The sequence below is a fragment of the Clostridium sp. 2218st1_F5_2218SCRN_220325 genome, from assembly GCF_039062665.1.
Classification (GTDB): Bacteria; Bacillota; Clostridia; order Peptostreptococcales; family Peptostreptococcaceae; genus Intestinibacter.
On the sequence record NZ_JBCLNH010000009.1, the window covers coordinates 81,943 to 104,246 of the forward strand.

At 28.5% G+C, this 22,304-nt stretch carries 18 protein-coding genes; 14 read left to right on the forward strand and 4 right to left on the reverse strand.

Annotated features, from left to right (window positions below; all coding sequences use genetic code 11):
- The 8 genes from ABCM86_RS07290 to htpG form a co-directional block, all read left to right on the forward strand.
- The coding region (locus ABCM86_RS07290) for an SH3 domain-containing protein (protein ID WP_343003762.1) at positions 1 to 320 on the forward strand (320 nt) is incomplete at its 5' end.
- Positions 321 to 513: 193 nt separating this feature from the next.
- The gene (locus ABCM86_RS07295) at positions 514 to 1,212 is read left to right on the forward strand and encodes an ABC transporter ATP-binding protein (protein ID WP_195929413.1); all 699 of its coding nucleotides are present in this window, start codon (positions 514 to 516) and stop codon (positions 1,210 to 1,212) included.
- 9 nt (positions 1,213 to 1,221) lie between these two features.
- Entirely contained in the window at positions 1,222 to 3,483 is a 2,262-nt protein-coding gene (locus tag ABCM86_RS07300) for an ABC transporter permease (protein ID WP_343003763.1), read from the forward strand.
- Positions 3,484 to 3,596: 113 nt separating this feature from the next.
- The gene (locus ABCM86_RS07305) at positions 3,597 to 4,781 is read left to right on the forward strand and encodes an amidohydrolase (protein ID WP_295676425.1); all 1,185 of its coding nucleotides are present in this window, start codon (positions 3,597 to 3,599) and stop codon (positions 4,779 to 4,781) included.
- 333 nt (positions 4,782 to 5,114) lie between these two features.
- Positions 5,115 to 5,546 (forward strand): Hsp20/alpha crystallin family protein, encoded by a 432-nt coding sequence (locus ABCM86_RS07310; RefSeq protein ID WP_195929410.1) that lies wholly within the window; start codon positions 5,115 to 5,117, stop codon positions 5,544 to 5,546.
- Positions 5,547 to 5,729: 183 nt separating this feature from the next.
- On the forward strand, positions 5,730 to 6,149 hold the full coding sequence (locus ABCM86_RS07315) for an Hsp20/alpha crystallin family protein (protein WP_195929409.1): 420 nt from the start codon (positions 5,730 to 5,732) through the stop codon (positions 6,147 to 6,149).
- A gap of 232 nt (positions 6,150 to 6,381) precedes the next feature.
- Entirely contained in the window at positions 6,382 to 6,747 is a 366-nt protein-coding gene (locus ABCM86_RS07320; RefSeq protein WP_295778844.1) for a NusG domain II-containing protein, read from the forward strand.
- A 439-nt stretch (positions 6,748 to 7,186) separates the two neighbouring features.
- Positions 7,187 to 9,103, forward strand: a complete 1,917-nt coding sequence (gene htpG / locus ABCM86_RS07325) for a molecular chaperone HtpG (RefSeq protein WP_343003764.1) — start codon at positions 7,187 to 7,189, stop codon at positions 9,101 to 9,103.
- A gap of 103 nt (positions 9,104 to 9,206) precedes the next feature.
- Here htpG and ABCM86_RS07330 read toward each other — a convergent pair whose 3' ends face one another.
- Positions 9,207 to 12,656: an efflux RND transporter permease subunit gene (locus tag ABCM86_RS07330; protein ID WP_343003765.1), complete on the reverse strand. Its 3,450-nt coding sequence runs from the start codon at positions 12,654 to 12,656 to the stop codon at positions 9,207 to 9,209.
- A 177-nt stretch (positions 12,657 to 12,833) separates the two neighbouring features.
- The gene (locus ABCM86_RS07335) at positions 12,834 to 14,138 is read right to left on the reverse strand and encodes a conjugated bile salt MFS transporter (RefSeq protein ID WP_343003766.1); all 1,305 of its coding nucleotides are present in this window, start codon (positions 14,136 to 14,138) and stop codon (positions 12,834 to 12,836) included.
- Positions 14,139 to 14,605: 467 nt separating this feature from the next.
- Between ABCM86_RS07335 and ABCM86_RS07340 the strand changes: the two genes are divergently transcribed.
- The 4 genes from ABCM86_RS07340 to ABCM86_RS07355 all read left to right on the forward strand — a co-directional run bounded on the left by ABCM86_RS07340 (position 14,606) and on the right by ABCM86_RS07355 (position 18,193).
- On the forward strand, positions 14,606 to 15,958 hold the full coding sequence (locus ABCM86_RS07340; RefSeq protein WP_343003767.1) for an alanine:cation symporter family protein: 1,353 nt from the start codon (positions 14,606 to 14,608) through the stop codon (positions 15,956 to 15,958).
- Positions 15,959 to 16,169: 211 nt separating this feature from the next.
- Positions 16,170 to 16,433, forward strand: coding sequence for a hypothetical protein (locus ABCM86_RS07345; protein ID WP_195931424.1), 264 nt, complete (start codon positions 16,170 to 16,172; stop codon positions 16,431 to 16,433).
- Positions 16,434 to 16,562: 129 nt separating this feature from the next.
- Positions 16,563 to 17,201 carry a nitroreductase family protein gene (locus ABCM86_RS07350; protein WP_343003768.1) on the forward strand — a complete coding sequence of 213 codons (639 nt, stop codon included), beginning with the start codon at positions 16,563 to 16,565 and terminating at the stop codon, positions 17,199 to 17,201.
- A gap of 164 nt (positions 17,202 to 17,365) precedes the next feature.
- The gene (locus tag ABCM86_RS07355) at positions 17,366 to 18,193 is read left to right on the forward strand and encodes an undecaprenyl-diphosphate phosphatase (RefSeq protein ID WP_343003769.1); all 828 of its coding nucleotides are present in this window, start codon (positions 17,366 to 17,368) and stop codon (positions 18,191 to 18,193) included.
- Positions 18,194 to 18,339: 146 nt separating this feature from the next.
- Here the strand turns inward: ABCM86_RS07355 and megL are convergent, their stop codons facing one another.
- A complete protein-coding gene (megL, locus tag ABCM86_RS07360) occupies positions 18,340 to 19,527 on the reverse strand; it encodes a methionine gamma-lyase (RefSeq protein WP_295676458.1) in 1,188 nt (395 codons plus the stop codon).
- 414 nt (positions 19,528 to 19,941) lie between these two features.
- The gene (locus ABCM86_RS07365) at positions 19,942 to 20,847 is read right to left on the reverse strand and encodes a LysR family transcriptional regulator (protein ID WP_343003770.1); all 906 of its coding nucleotides are present in this window, start codon (positions 20,845 to 20,847) and stop codon (positions 19,942 to 19,944) included.
- A gap of 175 nt (positions 20,848 to 21,022) precedes the next feature.
- Between ABCM86_RS07365 and ABCM86_RS07370 the strand changes: the two genes are divergently transcribed.
- Positions 21,023 to 21,859 carry a DUF5685 family protein gene (locus ABCM86_RS07370; protein ID WP_343003771.1) on the forward strand — a complete coding sequence of 279 codons (837 nt, stop codon included), beginning with the start codon at positions 21,023 to 21,025 and terminating at the stop codon, positions 21,857 to 21,859.
- Positions 21,852 to 22,271, forward strand: a complete 420-nt coding sequence (locus ABCM86_RS07375; protein WP_195931747.1) for a hypothetical protein — start codon at positions 21,852 to 21,854, stop codon at positions 22,269 to 22,271. The genes ABCM86_RS07370 and ABCM86_RS07375 overlap by 8 nt, the downstream gene beginning before the upstream one ends.
- The last annotated feature ends 33 nt before the right edge of the window (positions 22,272 to 22,304 follow it).

Sequence of the window (22,304 nt, forward strand, 5' to 3'; positions counted from 1 at the left end):
TTAAGAAAGAATCAAACGGCTGGTACAAAATAAAATACAATAATACATATGGCTATGTATCAGGAACATATGTAAAATTAGATTCACAAACACCAGATCCAACACCAGACCCAAAACCTGAAGACGAAGTAATAGCAAAAGGAACAACTACAGGAAACTTAAACGTAAGAAAAGGTGCAGGAACAAGTTATGCATCAATAGGTGTACTAAAAAAAGGTACAAAAGTAGAAATAGTTAAGAAGGAATCAAATGGCTGGTATAAAATAAAATACAATAATACATATGGCTATGTATCAGGTAAATATGTAAAACTAAGTTAGATATAAATATTTTAAAATAGAGAGAGTCTTGTCTATTAAGCAAGGCTCTTTTTGATTAGAAGAATAATATTTTGAATAATTGATATTAAAAACCAAATGATATTGATTTTTAACAAATACAGTGCTACGATAAAAGTAAATCGTAAGAACTTTGAAAAAGTAGTATATATTAACACTTAAAGGGGGCAATCTTATGTATTTACAAATTGAAAATCTTAAAAAATTTTATGGTCAAGATGAAAACAAAGTAGAGGTTTTAAGGGGAATTAACTGCGGTATTGAAAAAAGTGAAATATGTGTTATGTTAGGGCCTTCTGGCTCTGGAAAATCAACACTATTAAATCTAATTGGAGGAATAGAAACTATAGATGAAGGGGATATAGTAGTAGGTGATGTTGACTTAGGGAAATTATCAAATAAAGACTTAACCCTTTATAGAAGAAATACATTAGGTTTTGTTTTTCAATTTTATCATTTAGTTCCTAATTTGACAGTAAAAGAAAATATAGAATCAGGAGCATATTTAAGTAAAAAGCCTATTTCTGTTGACGAATTATTAAAGACATTAGGTTTAGAAGAACATCAAAATAAATATCCAAACCAATTATCAGGGGGACAACAACAACGTACAGCAATTGGTAGAGCATTAGCAAAAAATCCTTCCTTATTATTGTGTGATGAGCCAACAGGAGCTCTAGACTACAAAACATCCAAAGACATATTAGAATTATTAGAAAAAATAAATGAAAAATATAAAACTACAATTATTGTAGTAACACATAATGATGCTATTAAAAATATGGCACATCGTGTTATGAGACTTAGAGATGGTCAAATTATAAAAAATAAAATAAATGAAACTCGTACGAAAGCAGAAGATTTAGAGTGGTAGGTGATTGACATGAAAAATCCATTAAACAGAAGCTTATGGAGAGAATTTAAACAGAATTTAGCAAGATATCTATCAATTAGTATAGTCCTTATAGTTATGATAAGTGCAGTATCTGGATTTTTAACTGTTGTATATAGTGTAAAGGATTTATTATATAAGAACCAAGATGAATGTAATGTTGAAGATGGTCAATTTGCAGTTACACAAACTCTTAATAAAGATACAAAAGATAAAATAGAAGATTTAGATTTAAATCTTTATGAAAATTTTTATAGTGAACAAGATTTAAGCGATGACACCATGATTAGAATCTATAAAAATAGAGAAAAGGTAGATATAGCCACAGTATATGAAGGCAGATTACCCAAGAATAGACATGAAATTGCTTTAGATAGACTATTTGCTGATAAAAATGATTATAAAGTAGGGGAAACAATTCATTTAAATGGTGAAGATATAAAAATAGTTGGTTTTATAGCTGTTCCTGATTATACTTCATTAATAGAAAAAAATAATGACTTAATGATGGATGCAATTCACTTTGGTGTAGCTATTGTAGATAATAAAACTTTTGATGAATTTGCAGAAAAAAATATAACTTATAATTATAGTTATGTATTAGATAAAAAAGATGCAAGTGATAAAGAAAACTATGATAAATTGAATGATATCAGAGATATATGTTTAGAAAACGGATATATGCTTACAAATATGATGACATCAGATATGAATCAAACCATATCTTTCTTACCAAATGATATGGGTGGAGATATTCCAATGATTAAGGCATTGCTTTATATAATTTTAGTAATCTTAGCATTTATATTCGTAGTAATAAGCGAAACAATTATAGATGAAGAATCTACAGTTATCGGAACTCTTTTGGCAAGTGGATATACTAAAAACGAACTGATTAGACATTATATGGTCTTACCTATAATTATTACTATTGTGAGTTGTATAATTGGGAATATAGTGGGATATCTTGTTTTTCCACCATACTTTAAAGATATGTACTATGGAAGTTATTGCTTGCCACCATTAAAAGTGCAATTTATACCAGAGGCATTTGTAACTACAACAATAATTCCACTTGTATTTATGCTAGTAATTAACTACTTAATGCTTAGACATAAATTAAATATATCACCAATACGATTCTTAAGAAGAGATACACATAAAAATAGAATAAAACAACATATTAAATTAAAACATGGGTCATTTTTTAGACGTTTTCAAATACGTGTAATACTTCAAAATAAGGGTAGTTATTTTACATTATTTATAGGTATATTATTTGCAAGTTTTATATTAATGTTTGGAATAGTTATGGGTCCTTGTATTGATAATTATCTTCAAAACTCAGAAGATAGTGTAAAAGCAGATTATCAATATGTTTTGAAACAACCTGTAGATATAAAAAATGCAAAAGATGCAGAAAAACTTACAATTACAAGTTTAGAAACTTATTATAAGGCAGGGGATTTAGATCTAGATGTATCTTTTTATGGATTAGATAATGATTCTAAATATTATGATGATATTTCTCTACCTTCAAAAGATGATGAAATAACTATTTCGTATGATTTTGCACAAAAAATGGGACTTAAAAAGGGAGATAAAATCACATTTACAAACCCATACACAGAAAAAGATTATAAATTTAAAGTTTATGATATATATGATTATAAAGCTGGATTTTCTGCATATATGACTCAAAAAAATCTTAATGATATGATTGATCAAGATAAAAATTATTATAATGCATATTTATCTGATAAAAAATTAGACATAAAAGATGAATATATACAATCAAAACTAACTAGAAATGATGTTGTGAAAATAGGGGAACAAGTAACCTCAAGTTTTGGTCAAATGATTCCTATAATGACTACAGTATCAATAATTATCTATTTAGTTGTTATGTATATATTAACTAAATTAGTTATGGATAGAAATGCTACAAATATGTCTTTCTTAAAAGTTATGGGATATGATGATAAGGAAATAAGCAAGTTATACTTAAAAGCAAGTACTATAGTGGTTGTAATTTCATTAATCATATGTGCTCCATTTTCATATTACCTAATGGATGTATTGTTTAAATTTGCATTTATGAGATTTACATCATATATAGAAATGTATATGCCATACTATCTACATATTGTAGTATTTGTAGTTGGTTTATTAGTTTACTCTCTAGTTAATTTCATTCTTAATAGAAGTATTAAAAAGGTTGACTTGGGAGAATCATTAAAAGAATCAGAATAAATTTCTATATAAAAATATATACTTATAGTAATATCAATTACTTATAGTCTTTATGATATAATTAAAAGGTACGGATTAAAATCTGTACCTTTTAATTTTTAGGGGGAATAAAAATGTTAAAAAATAAAGTGGAAGAATTAGTTGATAAGTATTTAGATGAAGTGATATCAATAAGAAGGTACCTTCATCAAAATCCAGAGCTTAGTTTAAAGGAGTTTAATACAGCAGAATTTATTGTTAAGGAATTAAACAAAATTGGACTAGATGCTCAAAGGGGAAGAGAAAATAATGGTGTGGTCTCTAATTTGAATTTAGGCAAGGGTAAAAAAACTTTGATGCTCAGGGCGGATATGGATGCCTTACCAATACAAGAAGAAACAAATTTTGAGTTTAAATCAAAAAATCCTGGTGTTATGCATGCTTGTGGTCATGATGTGCATACATCAATACTATTAGGCGTTTCAAAAGTATTAAACGAAATTAAAGATGAGATAAATGGAAATGTAAAGTTTGTATTCCAGCCAGCAGAGGAAAATAATCCAACAGGTGGGGCACCTTTAATGATAAAAGAAGGCGTTTTAGAAAATCCTCATGTCGATAATGCAGTTGCACTTCATGTTTGGGATTATCCAATTGGAACAATTGCTTTAAAACCAAATGCAATGATGTCAGAATCAAATAGAATTTTTATAACTATTAAAGGGCAGGCATCACATGCATCTAAACCGCATGAAGGACATGATGCTATTGTTTGTGCAGCATATTTAATAACTCAACTTCAGACGATTGTTAGTAGGGCAATAGACCCGAGTGATGTAGTTGTTCTTACATTGTCAAAAATAAATGGTGGGGTGAGATATAATGTACTTCCTGGTGAAGTATCTATTGAAGGTACAGTTAGGTGCTCTAGTGTAGAGGCATGCGAGATACTACCAGATAAAATTGAAGAATTTGTTAAAGATGTTTGCAAAATACATGGATGCGATTATGAATATAAATTTAATCATGGATATCCAGTCACTATGAATGATCCTAAACTTACTAAATTAGTAAAAAAATCTATTATAAATAGTATGGGAGAGGACAGTTTAATTGAGATGGATAATCCCGATACAGGTGGAGAGGATTTCTCTTTCTTTGCAAGAGAAGTTCCATCTTGCTTTATGTTTTTAGGATGCAAGTCTGAAAAAAACGAAGACACTTGTATATTGCATAATTCAAAATTTAACTGTGATGAAGATTGTATAAAAATAGGAATTAAGACTATGGTTAATATAGTTATTGATTACTTTAAATAAAAAAACTTAGAAATCTAAAAAAATATAATCCCCTCTGAACAAGTGATTGGAGGGGATATAAAGGATTTCTGTAAGGAAACTAATAAAAAATAGGAAAAAATTAGCACTCGAGGGTTGACAGTGCTAACAAAAAGGTGTACTATATAGTCATAAGGAAAAAGGATAACAAGTAAGACAAAGAAATAAAAGATTTGAATAAACAAATCACAAATTTGAAAATAGGTAAAATGAATAAAGAGTCAACGAAAGCATACCAGGTATGCTTAAATTTAGAAGTTGACTTAGCACTCATTAATAAAGAGTGCTAATAAAAAGATGAAAGGATGATGCTTTATGTTATTTCCAGAAAGAAGATTTGGTTTAGTTAATAATAGTAATAATTTATTTGATTATCTTTTTAGTGATCCAATTTTCAATGTAAATGTACCTAATAGAATGTCCACAGATATAAAAGAAAAAGAAAATGGATATGAATTAGATATGGAAGTTCCAGGATTCGATAAAGAAGACTTGAAACTAGAATTAGAAAAAGGTTACTTAACAGTTACTGCTGAACATAAAAAATCTGATGAAAAGAAAGATGAAGAAGGACATCTAATCAGACAAGAACGTTATTATGGTAGTACAAAGAGAAGCTTTTATGTAGGTGATAAAGTAACAAAAGATGATATCCAAGCAAAATACGATAAAGGTGTTTTAAGCGTATTTGTTCCTAAAAAAGAAGTTAAAAAACTAGAAAATAAACAAACTATAGAAGTAGAATAATATCAATATAGTTGGCAAAATAAATTAAATGATAAAAAGAAGACTTAAATAAGAAATCTTCTAAAATATAAATTAATAATTAATATAATTAATAAAGTTTCAACCAGAGCAAAGGGTATACTCAAAAAAATGGTTGAATTAGCACTCCAGACATAGAGTACTAAAATGAAAGGACGATGCTTTATGTTATTCCCAGAAAGATTTAATTTTAATAATAATTTATTTGATGACTTTTTCACAGACCCAGTTTTTAATATGACTACAACAAACAGAATGTCTACAGACATAAAAGAAAAAGATAATGGTTATGAATTGGCAATGGAAGTTCCAGGATTTAATAAAGAAGATTTGAAATTAGATTTGGAAGATGGTTATTTAACAATAAGTGCTGAACATAATACAACAAACGAAGAAAAAGACAATGAAGGTCATATCATTAGACAAGAACGTTACTATGGCAATACAAAGAGAAGTTTCTATGTAGGTAATGAAGTAACAGAACAAGATATACAAGCTAAATATGACAAAGGTGTTTTAAATATATTTGTTCCTAAAAAAGAACAAAAGAAAATAGAAAATAAACAAGTAATTGAAATTAAATAGAATGAAAATAATTAATCATATGATAATTTCCTCTTTAGAATTTAGCTGGGTAGATGCGGATTTACCTAGCTTTATTTTTTTGAAAAATTATTTGAGAACTATTCTTGGCAATGAGAACGAGTATTAGTATAATAAAATTGTCGGAAAAATTTTTGATTTATTCAATATTTGACATGTAAAAATAAGCAAGATAAATTTAGGGAATTATTAAAAATAATACTGGAGAATAGTTATGAAAAACATTATGAAAAGAAAAGATATAATCTTAATAATAGTCATATTAATTGTTGCAGGAATGGGATTTGGAGCAAAATCTTTATTTGCACAAAAAGGTGGAGAAGTTATCATAAAGGTTGACGGAAAAGACTACGGAACTTATCCATTAAACGAAGATAAAACAATTGATATAGATGAACACAACAAAGTAATAATAAAAGAAGGTGTTGTATATATGGAAGACGCTGATTGTCCGGATAAGCTTTGTATAAAACAAGGAAAAATCGACTCTAATGGACAAAAGATAGTATGCCTTCCAAATAAAACTGTAGTAGAGATTAGCAGTGAAAAAGAAAGCGAAGATGATGTTCAAGCAAAATAAATTGTTTGATAAGGAAGTTGGATATTTTATATTCAACTTTTTTAGATTATATAGTGAGTTAAAAATATAAAGAGAATTATATAGAAAAAATATAGTGGGACTATCAATAAAGAAGTCTCACTATATTTTTATAAAAAATTAGCACTCTACACTTGACAGTGCTAACAAACGTGCTATAATAATATGTATAAGAAAAAAGTTAAAATACAGGATAACTATATCGGTATTTTTTTTACTATCAAATTAGCACTCTCAACCAAAGAGTGATAATTAGGTTTCTTATAAAAAGTTCGAATAAAATTAATTAGAATAGTTTTATGAAATAAATAAAAAAGAAATAGAACTTTTGCAAAAACCCTTAATAGCAAGGGGGCACCCTTGTTATTTTTTTTTGAAAAAAACAGTAATAAATAATATTCAATTATGGGAGGTCAGACATATGGCATTAAAACAAGGGAGTATCTCAATAGATACTGAAAATATTTTTCCAATAATTAAAAAATGGTTATATTCTGATAAGGATATATTTATAAGAGAATTAATAAGTAATGGTTGTGATGCAGTTAGCAAACATAAAAGACTAGTAGCTTTGGGGGAAGTTAATAGTGATGATAAACCTTATAAGATAACAGTTGCAGTCAGCAAAAAAAATAAAACACTAGAATTTAGTGATAATGGGATAGGTATGACTGCAGATGAAATAGATAAATACATAAATCAAGTTGCTTTTTCTGGAGCAGAGGATTTCTTTAATAAATATAAAGACAAGATGGAAGAATCAAATGATATAATAGGTCATTTTGGTTTAGGATTTTATTCAGCATTTATGGTATCTAGTAATGTTGAAATAGATACACTTTCATATTTAGAAGGTGCAAAACCAATTAGATGGCAATCAGCAGATGGTATGCAATTTGAAATAACTGAGGATGGAACAAGAACTGAAAGAGGAACAACAATAACTCTTACTTTAGCAGAAGATAGCGAAGAATTTTTAGATGAATACAATTTAAGAAGTATAATCACAAAATACTGTTCATTCCTACCTGTTGAGATATATCTAGAAAATACAGATAAATTAGAAGAAGAAGCTAAGAAAAAAGCTGAAGATGGTAGTGATGATAAAACTTCAGAAGAAACCAAAGATGAAGTAAAACCAATGCCACTTAATGATACAAATCCTCTATGGTTAAAATTACCTAAAGATTGTACTGATGAAGAATATATAAAATTCTATCAACAAGTGTTTAATGTATTTGATGAACCATTATTCTGGATACATCTAAATGTGGATTATCCATTTAATTTAAAAGGTATTTTATACTTCCCTAAACTAAGAAATGAATTTGAATTAGTTGAAGGTAAAGTAAAATTATATAACAATCAAGTATTCGTAGCAGACAACATTAAAGAAGTTATACCAGAATTTTTACTATTATTAAAAGGTGTAATAGATTGTCCAGATTTACCGCTTAATGTATCAAGAAGTTTCTTACAAAATGATAGAGATGTAAGCAAAATTTCTAAGCATATAGTTAAAAAAGTTGCAGATAAATTAAAATCACTTTGTAAAAATGAAAGAGAAAAATACGAAGGATTCTGGGATGATATACAAATATTTATCAAATACGGTTGTCTAAAAGATGAAAGTTTTTATGATAAAATAAAAGAATATATTTTATATAAAGATCTTGATGGAAAATATATAACATTAACAGATTACTTAGAAGTAGCGAAAGATAAACATGAAAATAAAGTATTCTATGTTGTAGATAGAGAACAACAATCTCAATATATCAAATTATTTAAAGAATACGGATTAAATGCAGTTATATTAGATTGTACTATAGATAATAACTTTATCACATTCCTTGAATATAAAGAACATGGTGTAAGATTCAAGAGAATAGACTCAGATTTATCAGATGTATTAAAAGATAAAGATGAAGAAAAGGACGAAAAAGCAGACGAAGAAATAATTAATTTCTTCAAAGAAAAAATAGGCGATAGAATTGAAAAATATACAGTAGAAAGCCTAAAGAAAGAAGATACACCAGCAGTTATATTAGTTTCAGAAGAATCAAGAAGAATGATGGAAATGCAATCTAGATTTGCTGGATTAGATTATGGATTCGATTTAAAAGAAGAAAAAACATTAGTTATAAATGATAAAAATCCATTAATCAAAAAAGTTTTATCTTTAAAAGATGACGAAACTAAAAAAGAAGCTGTAGATGTAATTTGCAACCAAATTGTAGACTTAGCATTGCTTGCAAACAAAGAATTAAGTGCAGATGAATTAGATTTATTTATCAAGAGAAGTAATGAATTGATGAGTAGAGTTATATCATTATAAAACAGAGTATAAACTTGTGAAATATAAAATAAATTAAAAGAGGGACTATACAATATAAGTAATTTTATTGTATAGTCCCTTTAATGTTTTGGATTAAATTTTATTAGTCTGATTCGCCTATTTCAACAGTTTTTAATTCCTTTTTATGTAATATATCATAAAGAATTGGAACAATAAATAGCGTTAATAATGTAGCGTATAATAAACCACCTATTGTAACTATTGATAAACCTTGTGATAATTCAGAACCCATACCAACTCCTAACGCCATAGTCGACATAGCAAGTATAGTTGTTAAAGCAGTCATAAGTATAGGTCTTATACGCGTTCTACCAGCTTCTAACAAGGCATCATGCTTATCGGCTCCATCAAGTCGTAATTGATTTACATAGTCCACAAAGACTATACCATTATTAACAACTATACCAGCAAGAACTAAGAATCCTAACATAGAAGTTACACTTAGTACTTGTCCAGTAATTAATAATGCTAATAAACCTCCTGTAAATGCAAGTGGTATAGTAAACATTACGATAAATGGTGATAATAATGATTGGAATTGAGCAACCATTATTAAGTAAATAAATACTATAGCAAGTATTATCATAAGGATTAAGTCTTTCATAGTAGTATTTATTGTTTCGGTTTCTCCTCCTAACTCAATACTATAACCTGAAGGAGTTTTATATTTATCAATTTTTGATTGTATTTTACGACTCACTAAACCGATATTGTGGCTATCATCAACTGATGCTGAGACAGTTAAATAACGAGTTTGGTTAGTGTGATTTATTGATGATGGAGTATTTGCACTACCTATAGAAGCAATTTCGCTTAAAGCTATAGTAACATCTTCATTATTTTGAGTACCTTTTATATTTAAAGACTCTAAGTTTTCTAATGTAGGTTCTGTAGCACTTTTTACAACTACATCTAAATCATTTCCATTTTGAGTTATAGATGTTGAGTTTCTTTCTGATTTTAGTCCCTCAGAAACTTGTTGATATACTTGTGCAACTGTAAGACCGTATTTCATAGCAGCTTCTTTATCAACACTAATACGTTGTTCAACTTCTATATTATCTAAATCACTTTTTATATCAGTAACACCTTTAACTGATTTTAGTAATTTTGTCATATCTTCAGATATAGATTGAAGTTTGTCTAAGTTATTTCCTTTGATTTTGATACTTATTCCACTTGATAACATACTTCCAGTATCCATAGCAGATTCATTAACTGTTATATCATAACCTAAAGATTTTGTTTTATCTTTTATCATTTTAGCAATTTCTTTATTAGAATATTTCATATCTTCTTTTAAAAGGATATAAGCAGAAACACTTTTTTTAGAAGAACCAGTGATGCTACCTGAACCTGTCATTGCGCCAACACCTTGGACATCTCGAAGTTCTTTTACTATGTTTACAAATTTATCACTAGCACTTTCTAAATCAGCTTGTGTTACTTCTTGACCTTCTTTTGCTGAGATAGTCGCTGTCATTTGAGTAGAACTCATATCAGGCATGAATGCAGTTCCCATTTTTGTAGCACTATATCCAGCTAAAACTAAAAGTAATAATGCACCCACAAGTATAACTGCTTTATGTCTCAATGCATTGTCTAATACATATTCATATCCATCAACAAGTTTATTAAAGAATTTGTGTTCAACTTGATCTTTGCTAGTTAATATATTAGATGCCATGCAAGGAACTAAAGTAAGAGCCATTAATAAACTCGCAATAAGTGAATATGCGATTGTAAGACCCATATCGACGAATAATTGTCTTGTTATACCGTCTGTAAATACTATTGGTAAAAATACACATATAGTCGTTAGGGTAGAGGCACATATTGCGTTTGAAACTTGTTTAGCACCATAGACAGCTGCTTTATATTTGCTTACACCGTTATTCCTCATTCTATAGATATTTTCGATGACAACTATACTATTATCAACAAGCATACCAACGCCAAGAGCTAAACCAGATAGTGAAATCATGTTTAGAGATATACCTGTGAAGTACATTAAAACTACTGCAAATAGTAAACTCATAGGTATACTTAGAGCTATTATTATAGTAGGTTTAATACTTCTTAAGAAAATTAAAAGTACTATTATTGCTAATACACCACCATAAATTAAATTATCCAGTATACTATCGATAACCATATCTATGTATATACCTTGGTCCATTAGAGAAAGTATATGTAATTTATCATTTTTACTAGTTAAATTATCTATAGTTTTATTTAGTTTATCGCAAACTGAAGAAGTAGAAGCTGTACTAGTTTTTTCTATAGACAAAATGATTCCTGGGTTTCCATTTACATTTGTATATGAATCACTTGTGCTATTTCCATATTCAATGTTTGTAACATCTTTTAAATAAACATCAGCAATATCCTCTAATGAGAATAGAAGAAGATTCTCAATCTCATCTTTAGAAGTAAATTTATCACCGACTTTAACTGAATATTTATCAGCACCATCTTCAACATATCCAGCAGGCATAGAGAAGTTTTCTGCCGAAAGAACTGAATCAATTGTTTCAGGTGTGATTTTTCTTGATATATCTGCAGCCTTTAAAGCCTCTTCTCTTGCTTTTTCTATTTCTTCTTTAGAAGACTCAAGTGTAGCTTTTTGTTCACTTACTTGTGAAGCTGCTTTTGATAATTCATCATTTAATGATGAACGAGAACTTTCAAGCTCTGTTTTTTGAGATTGTAACTTTTGAAGTTGAGCTTGTAAATCGCTAGTAGAACCAGTATTGCTTGATATAGAGTTTTCGATTTCTTTTATAGAATTGTCTATTTGAGTACTGGTACTATCTAATTCAGAAAGTTTTTGTTGTATTTGAGATTCAGATTGTTGTTGACTTTCGTCTAATCTAGAGATAGATTTATCTATCTCATCAATTTGATCATCAAATTTCTTATTTACACTTTCTTGAATTTCTTGATTAACAGAATCAATTTTATCAGGGTCTAAAGTGACTTGTAACTGTCTTTCCACAAGACCACTTGCAGTTACTGATGCCACGCCATCAACACGTTCTAATTTAGGAATAACCTCATTATTAACATATCTAGAAATTTCCTCATTAGACATTCCATCGACATCTACACTTACCATCATTACTGGCATCATATCAGGATTTAGTTTCATAAGAGTAGTAGACCCAACAGAATCATCAAAGTTACCTTTGACTAAATCAACTTGACCATTAAGATCTATCATTGCAGAAACCATATTAGTATCCTGAGAAAATTCAAGTATAACCATACTTACATTTTCATTTGATATAGAAGTAATATTTTCTACACCACTTACGGTAGAGAATACTTCTTCTAGTGGATTTGTAACAGTACTTTCAACCTTCTCTGGACTTGCTCCAGGGTATGTTGTATACGCGATTACATAAGGAAGATTCATATTTGGCAATAAATCAGTCGTCATTTTTGTAAAGGAAACAACACCTAGAACAAGTATAAGGACCATGCATACCAATACTGTTAGTGGTTTTTTTACACTGAATTTTGGTAACAAAAATTTCACCTCACTTTAAAATTTCTAAAACTGACAGGTCAGTCAATAGTATAAGTATAGCATTTTCTAAAAAGGAAATAAATGGAATAAAGTCAAGAAATGTAAAAAAGTGTAAAATAAAAAACTCTACAAATATTTTTTAATATTTGTAGAGTTTTTTATTTTTGTCTATAAAGCTTAAACTATTTTTTTAGTTTCAACAACATTGTTTTCTTTGTTGTATTTTAATATACCAACTGAGGCAATTAATAAACAAACATATGCTATAACAACATAACCTGTTGTAATTATCCAAGAAGTTAAATAACCAAATGTGTCAACACTTATTCCGAAAAGAACTGTACCAAGTGCATAACCTATAGCGAAGAATACTTGAACTATACCTAATATAGTACCAAATTCTCTATCACCAAAAAGAGCACCTGTTAAGTAAGATGGTCCAATTATATATGCAAATATAGTTATTCCTAAAAGTATTGCAAATAAGTATCCTAAAGCAGGTATACCAGGTATAAATACTAAAGATATTCCGCAAAGAACAACCATAACACTTGATAATAAAAGTGTCTTTTTGATACCTAATTTATCAAAGAATAAACCACCACATAAGTTCCCTAGTATAGAGAAGAAGGCGAATATTGAACCAATATTAGCAACATAAGTAGCACTAAATCCTAATTTATATAAATAAGATGTGTATTGTACTGACATACCACTTACATAGAAACCTACAAATATAAATCCAACTGCTAATACCCAGAATAATTTCATTTTTGTTACTTCTTTAAGAGTATATCCCCATTTAGTTAAAGTAGTTTTTGTATTTTCTCCTTGTTGTGCTTTCTTTCTAGGTACATTAGCAGCTAATTCTGATGGACCTTTTGGTAATCTAACCATAAATATAGAAATTAAAAGTGATACTACAAGAGAGAATATACCAAATATAAAGTATGCTTTTGCATAACCATAGTTTGGATTACTAAGTAATCTAGCAGCAACTTGTTGTAAGAATATATTACCTATACCACTACCACAGAATGCTAGACCCATTGCTAAACCTTTATTTTCTTTAAACCATGAGTTTAAAAGTAATGGAACACCTATAGCAGATACGATAGAAGTACCAACTTGAACTAAAGCTGATATAGCGTAATAAGCCCATAAGTTACCACCAGCAAATGAGAAAAGCGCAAATCCGCCACCACATAATATAGAACCTATGATATAAACTAATTTTATATTTGTTTTAGGATCAGATAAAACTTTACCTATATAAGGTGAAGCAAGTGCTGATACTATTGTACCGATTGTAAATAATAAAGAGAATTGAGTTAGTGTAAATCCTTCTCCATTAGTTACAAAGTTGATGAATTGGGGTTGTACGTTCGTTGCTACACCATAAGGAACAGCTTGAATTAACATACACGCCGCAACTATAACCCAACCATAAAAAAATGGTTTTTTAGTATTTGTATTTTCCATTATTATTTCTCCTTTTTATTATAAGTATTGTTTATTTATTATTACCGAATAATAAGCAATATAGACATAAAAAAAACAAAATAAAATTGCTGATTAAACTAAATTTAAAATAAATTTAAAAATGGTTGTTTTTAGCATAACACATTTGCATGAAATTTCAAGAGGCAAAAGTAGAAAAAATATACAATAAGACAATATAAACATCAAAATAGGGCAGATTTCATCAGTATAAATGTATAAAAATAACGTTTCCAAGAAACAATAAATATATGTGAAATAATGGATTTAACAAGGTTACACAATTTCATTGAAATTTAAGTAAATAATATGTTAAAATGACTTCATGTCGTATCTAGTAAATTATTGTCGACAAGTAAAGATTAAGTATTATATCCATAATATGGAAAATAAGGAAAAATATAAAGGAAAGGAGAGCTACTATTTATACGTAGCGAAGACATAATTAAATGGCTAATTTTTTATCACAATTAGAACATATTATAACTGTTGTTTCTGATACAATATGGCCTATATTTTTACCATTTATACTGGTAGTAGGTGCAATAACTTCAATAAGAACTATCTTCATAGTACAGAAACAAGCAACAAAACCATCTACATTAAAACTTAAAAATGCTATAGGACCAGCGGCGATATCTCTTGGTGCTATGATCGGTACTGGTGCCGTTGTAGGTGTTATGGGTGCATTATCAAAATTATATGCAGCAGGACAATATAACATAGAGGCACTAGCAATATGGGCATTAATAGGAGCTTTAATAATGGTTCCAGTTTCTTATTCAGAAACATTAAACTCAAAAATAATGGGTAAAACACCAAAAGAATATATATCATACTTAATAAGTCCAAAATTAGGGATGGTATATGCAGTATGTTTCGTAGCATTATCTGTATTTGGATTTGGTGGTTTCCAATTTAGTGGTATAGATTCAGTTAGTGCTATAGTTGCATCTAAATTCATGGGAATAGAAACTACTTTCATGCAAAGATATTTATTTATCGTTGTACCAGTAATAATCATAGTAGCATTATTAGTACTATCTAAAAGACATGAAGTGTTTATGGATGCAATGACATACATGATAGGAACAGCAGTTGCAGCATACTTTATATTCTTTACAATATTCGTAATTAAAACAGCATCATACATACCAACTTACCTAAATGGAATGATTCAAGGTATGATGAACCCTGTTAATGCAATGCTTGGTGTTCCACTTGGATTTATATTAGGTATGCAAAAGATAATCCAAACTGCTGAAACTGGTTTAGGTGCATTAGCTATGGCTGCACAAGAATCTGATTCTGAGCCTAGAGAAGCAGCTATGATAGCATTAATACCTACAATAGTAACAGTATTTGTATCTATAGTAGTTACTTCTTATATAGCGTCATATGGTGTACGTAATGGAATAATTCACTTCCCAGCAGATACAATAACAAGATTAACTCAATTATTTGAAACTGCACAAGATGTAACGGGAGTTTTCGGATTAATAGTATTCTCATTATTTACTGTTTTATCTGCATTAACTACAATATTAGGTTCATACTACTATATGACAAAATTATTTAAGTCTAACCATATAAACACAAATATAGCAATATATTTAGTATTAGTATTTGCAGCAGGTACATTAGCGGTATTCGGTGCAAATGTAGTGTTTGAAGCAGTAGACTTACTTATGTTTGTGCTTTGCGGAATAAATGTAACTACACTTATGATATTTACATTTAAAGCATGGAAAAAATATAAATTAGATGATAATGATTTAGATCAATCTAAAAGAGTATCTTAATAAACTTAATAGATAAATTATAAAGCCTGTATAAATTTTTTATACAGGCTTTTTTTAATTCTAACTTATTAACTTACGCAACGGAAGAAATTGTTGGCACTATGAACGCAGTGAATTTTTTTTGCCTAAATTTATGCTCATAAAACAAAAATAGTAAAAATAAATATATATAAGGCATAAATTAATTTAATATAAATTGGGAGGGATTTTTATGAAAATGTATACACAAAAATACAATCGAGGGAAGGGAAATGTAAGTAATATTCCAAATACAATTGCTTATACATTTATAAGAAATTATATGACTAGTAAAGAATTTGAAGAAATAACATACAGTATGTTTATCAAGAAGATGAATAAACAACAGGTGAGTAGAGCGATGTCAGAAATAAAATGGTTATTTAGAAGTTATCCGGGGTTAGAGGTTTTATCATTACAGGATGAAAAGGGAAATATAACTAGATTTGAACTTTAATAAAAAAAGTATTATTTGTATTTTTTATATATACATAGGAAAATTTTAAAAGATTATAGTAAAAAATTTATAATTGGTATAAAATAGATTTTGTTATTATTTAAAATTGGAATATGAGGAGATATGGAAATGACAAACTTAGAGTTTATATATAAGAGAAAAAGTATCAGAAAATTTACTGATCAAGAAATTCCAAAAGAAGACTTAATCGAAATGTTAAAGGCTGCAACTTATGCACCATCAGCAAAACACCAACAAAACTGGCATTTCGATGTTATAACAAATAAAGAGAAAATAGACGAAATAGCAAAAGTTGTTGGCGATAGACATATGGAAATTGCCAATTTAGCAGATAATGAAAAAGACCAAACTAATATGAGCAAGTTTTTAAAATACTACACAGTATTTAAAAATGCACCAGTTCTTATCTTAGTTTATGCAAAACCATATAAAACAGTAGAATATAAAATATTAAAAGATAAACCAGAATGTAAAGAATTATATGATATGGTAGCTTCTAGTCAAGCTGAGATACAAACTATAGGAGCAGCAGTAGAAAATTTATTATTAGCAGCTGCAAATATGGGATATGGAGCTTGTTATATGACAGGACCTATACATTCTAGAGATAAAATATATGAAGTTATGGGCCATGATGAGACAAAAGGAGAATTAATGGCATTAATACCAGTTGGTGTTCCAGAAGATATGAGTACACCACAACCACCAAGACTTCCGTTAGAAGATGTAGTAACATTCATAGACTAAAGTTAATCAAAAATTTAATTATTTGTAATAAAAATTATATATTTTAATGTTATACTATAGGTGTTAAAAAGATTACTTTAATAAGAAAGTGAAATATCCTGTTTCTAGCAGGATATTTTAATGTAAAAATTGAAAAATAAATAAAAAATAACGAGAGGTGAATTATGGAGTTTATCGAAATAATTAAAGCCATTATCCTGGGTATAATCGAGGGGATTACAGAATGGCTTCCAGTAAGTAGTACAGGACATATGATATTAGTTGATGAATTTTTACAACTAAATATGTCTCCTGCATTTAAAGAAATGTTCTTTGTAGTTATACAATTAGGTGCAATCATGGCGGTAGTAGTTTTATATTGGAAAAAGATTTTTCCTTTTTCATTTAAAAAGAAACCATTTGTACAAAAGAGCATAATTGTAATGTGGATTAAAGTAGTTGTTGCATGTTTACCAGCAGCAGTTATTGGATTATTATTTGATGACAAGGTTAACGAGTTATTTTATAATTTCCAAACAGTAGCAATAATGTTAATTTTATTTGGTATATTCTTTATAGTTGTTGAAAACTACAACAAAGGGAAAATACCTGTGGCAACAGATATGGATCAATTAACATTAAAAATGGCTATAATAATTGGTTTATTCCAAGTTATAGCCGCAGTTTTCCCAGGGACTTCACGTTCAGGAGCAACAATATTAGGGGCTTTATTAATAGGTGTATCAAGAGAAGTAGCAGCAGAGTTTACATTCTTCTTAGCAATACCTGTTATGTTTGGGGCTAGTTTACTTAAATTAGTTAAATTCGGATTTGTATTTACAGGATTTGAAAAGTTAATACTATCTGTAGGAAGTATAGTAGCATTTATTGTATCAATACTAGCAATCAAATTCCTTGTTGGATACATAAAGAAACACGACTTCAAAGTATTTGGATGGTATAGAATTATACTTGGTATAATACTTTTAGGTTATTATTTCTTTTTAAGATAATAAAAAACCATGGGTTAAGATAACCCATGGTTTTTTTATTCTAAGGAAATTATATATTATCTGGTTTTTGGATAATGTATAATTTCCAACCTATTAACTTTTAAGCAACGGACGAAGGCGTTGGCGCCATGAGCGAAGCGATTTTTTTATACTAATTTATCTAATGCCTGTTTTAAATCAGCGATTATATCATCGGCATCTTCAAGACCGACAGAAAGTCTTACTAGACCATCTGTAATATTTGCAGCAGCTCTTTCTTCTGGAGTACAAGGAGAATGAGTCATAGATGCTGGATGTTCTATTAATGTTTCTGCATCACCAAGGCTAACAGCTAGTGTACAAAGTTTTAGAGTATTCATCAATTTTGCACCAGCTTCGATTCCACCTTTAACTTCGAATGAAAGCATAGCACCTGGAAGAGACATTTGCTTTTTAGCTAAATCATATTGTGGAAAGTCTTTTAATCCAGGATAAAGTATAGATTCAATAGCAGGGTGATTTTGTAAAAATTCTGCTACCTTCATTGCATTTTCACAATGTTTTTCCATTCTTATTGGAAGAGTTTTAAGACCTCTAGCTATTAAGAATGCATCATTAGGGCTTAGTACAGCACCTGTAAAATCTTTGATACCCTCCATTTTAACAGCAGTTATAAAATCTTTTTTACCAACTACTAAACCGGCGATAACATCACCATGACCATTTATATATTTAGTAGCAGAGTGAACGACAACATCTGCACCTAATTCAAGTGGTCTTTGGATATATGGTGAACAGAAAGTATTGTCTACAACAACTATAGTGCCTTCTTTTTCGTGTGCAATCTTTGAAATTCCTTCAATATCACAGATTTTTAAAGTTGGATTAGCAGGTGTTTCAAGATAAACAACTTTAGTATTATCTTTTATTTTGGATTTAACTAAATCTAAATCAGATAAATCAACAAAATCTACTTCGATACCGAATTTTGTTAAACCACTGCTCATCAATGATTGAGTACAGCCATAAAGCGTATCACAAGCAAGAACATGGTCACCAGCTTTTAATGCTGTCCATAATGTAGCAGCAATAGCACCCATACCAGATGAAGTAGAGGCACAAGCTTCACCACCTTCTAAAGCAGCGACTTTTTCTTCTAAAGAAGTATTAGTTGGATTTCCTAATCTGGAATATATGTATCCTTCTTCTTCGCCTGCAAATCTTTTTCCACCTTGTTCAGCGCTTTCGAATACAAATGTTGAAGTTTGATATATTGGCAATGATAAAGCACCAGCAGCGTTTTTGTGATGCCCTGCATGAATTGATGTAGTTGCAAATCCTTTTTTATTATCCATTATTAAAACCCCCTTATTTTTAATATGAATATTTATTATATAAATTTTACTGTGAAGAAATTTGTAGTCTTGATAAAGTTTCAGAATTTTCACAACCTCTGTGAACACATAACCTATACTAAAAAAATTTTGATTTGTAAAGTACTTTTGTAGGTTATTTATTTTTGAGAAGTATTATAAATATTATAGAAATGAGATTTACTTCTTAATATAATTGTAATTTCATAGGACTGTATATTAGTATAACTAAAAAAATATAACTTGATATAGTTAAAAACTATAGTTAAGAAAATAATAAATTTATAAAATACAAATACTAAAAACATATAATTATTTTTATTAAAATGATGAAAAAGAATGATTTTTGATTACGATTTGTAGTATGGATTTTTATAAAAATAATTGTCCAAGCAATTATTTATTTAAAAGATCCTTTAACATTTGTAAATATATTTGTCCAATATTAGATAGAGTAATGTCCTTATGATAAATTATACCGATATTTATAACTTCATCAACATCAAGAGGTATGGATATAATTTTTCTACCACTTAAAAAATAAGCAGGATACATACCAGAAGAAATTGTATATCCATTAAGTCCAACCATAAAGTCAAATATTGCAGCTCTATCACTAATTTTTATACTCTTTTTTACGCTTCGAGTACTTAATATTTCTTCTGAAAAGTAAAATGAATTATATGTTCCTTGTTCAAATGATAAGCAAGGATATTCCTCGAGGTCTTCTAGTGTAACTATTTTTTTAGATGCAAGGGGATGATTTTCGCTTATAAATATATGAGGTTTAGCTTTTATTAGAGATAAAAATTTAAGATTGCTTTCACGAATAATTTTTTGCAGTACGCTTTTATTATAATTGCTTAAATATATAATTCCGATTTCGCTGCGTAAATTTTTTACATCATCAATAATTTCAAAGGTTTTTGTCTCTCTAATAGAGAATTCATATTTATCACCACCATATTTTTGTATTAATGATATAAATGCGTTTGTAGCAAAACCATAATGTTGGGTAGAGACGCAGAAGTGTTTTTTAGCATACTTATCTTCAATATATTTTTCTTCGAGTATTTCATATTGCTGAATAACTTGTCTTGCATAGCCGATAAATTCGTATCCTTCATTTGTAAGAGTCATACCTCTATTAGTTCGTACAAAAATAGTAATTTGTAATTCTTGTTCTAGCTCTTTTATAGAATTTGAAAGACTTGGCTGGGATATAAATAAACTTTTGGCGGCTTCGTTGATAGAGCCTTTATCAGCTATAGCAAGCACATATTTTAATTGTTGTAAAGTCATATTAATCACCTACTTTTATTAGAAATTATAATCTTTATATTAAAAATTATAGTATAAAATTATTGCAAATAAGCAATTATAAAGCTAGATTTCTTAATATATTGTAATAAATTAAAACTATATTAAAGTGATATACTAATATTAAAAAGTTAAAATGTCAAAGGAAGGAAAAATCATGTTTGGTTATATAAGAATAAATAAGATGGATTTGACATTTAGAGAATATGATTATTATAAAGGGTATTACTGTGGTTTGTGTAAATATTTAAAAGAAAACCATGGTGAAATTTCAAGATTATCACTAAATTACGATATAACATTTTTAATAGTAATTTTAACAGCTCTTTATAAAGTGGAATCAAAAGTTACAGAAGAGAGATGTATTGCTAATCCATTAAAGAAAAAAATGCGTATAGTAAATGAAATAACTGAATACGCAGCAAGTATGAATATACTTTTATCATATTACAAATTAGAAGATAATTTATATGATGACAATACAATAAAAGATAAATTAGCATATGCAATTTACAAAGGAAAATTAAAATCAGCGTATGAAAAATATCCCGAGAAGGCAGAATATATCAAACAACAACTTTTAAATTTAAGAGAATTAGAAAATGAAAAATCAAAAAGTATTGATAGAGTTTCAAATACATTTGGAAACTTAATGGGAGAAATATTTGTATTTAAAAAAGATGAATATGAACAAACTTTAAGAAACATAGGGTTTAACTTAGGAAAGTATATCTACATACTAGATGCATATGAAGATTTAGAAGAAGATTATAAAAATAAAAGATATAATCCATTTATGGATTATATAGATAAAAAAGAAGAGTTAAAAAATAAAGTAGATAGGTTAATAAGTATGTCTTTAGGAATGGTTGCTAAAAATATAGAAAATTTAAATCTTGAATTTAATAAAGCTATAATAGACAACATAATATATTCTGGAGTTTACTTAAGATATAAACATATATTAGAGGAAGGGTGTGAAACAAATGTATAGTAATGTATATCAAGGTCAATTTGGAGATATAAGAAGTCTGATGGCTAAGAAGGAATTTCAAAGAGCATATGATTTACTTCAAAAGATAAACAATAAGTGTAGTGAATGGTACTATCTAACTGGACTATCAGCTATGAATATTGGATATTATGATGAAGGTGAAGAATATATAAAAACAGCGGCCACTATGGAGCCAAAAAACGAAGAATATAGTCATGCATTTAATCAATATAACCAATATAGAAACGACTATAATAATCACTCATATAACTACAATCGAAGAAAAAGAAATGATTCAAATGGTTGTTGCTGCTGTTGTTGTGGTGATGACTGTTGTGATACATTGTGTCAATTATGGTGCGCTGATCAATGTTGTGAATGTTGTGGAGGCGACTTAATAAGCTGTTGTTAAAATAATTGTCACAAGTTTTAATTTAAGGGAGGA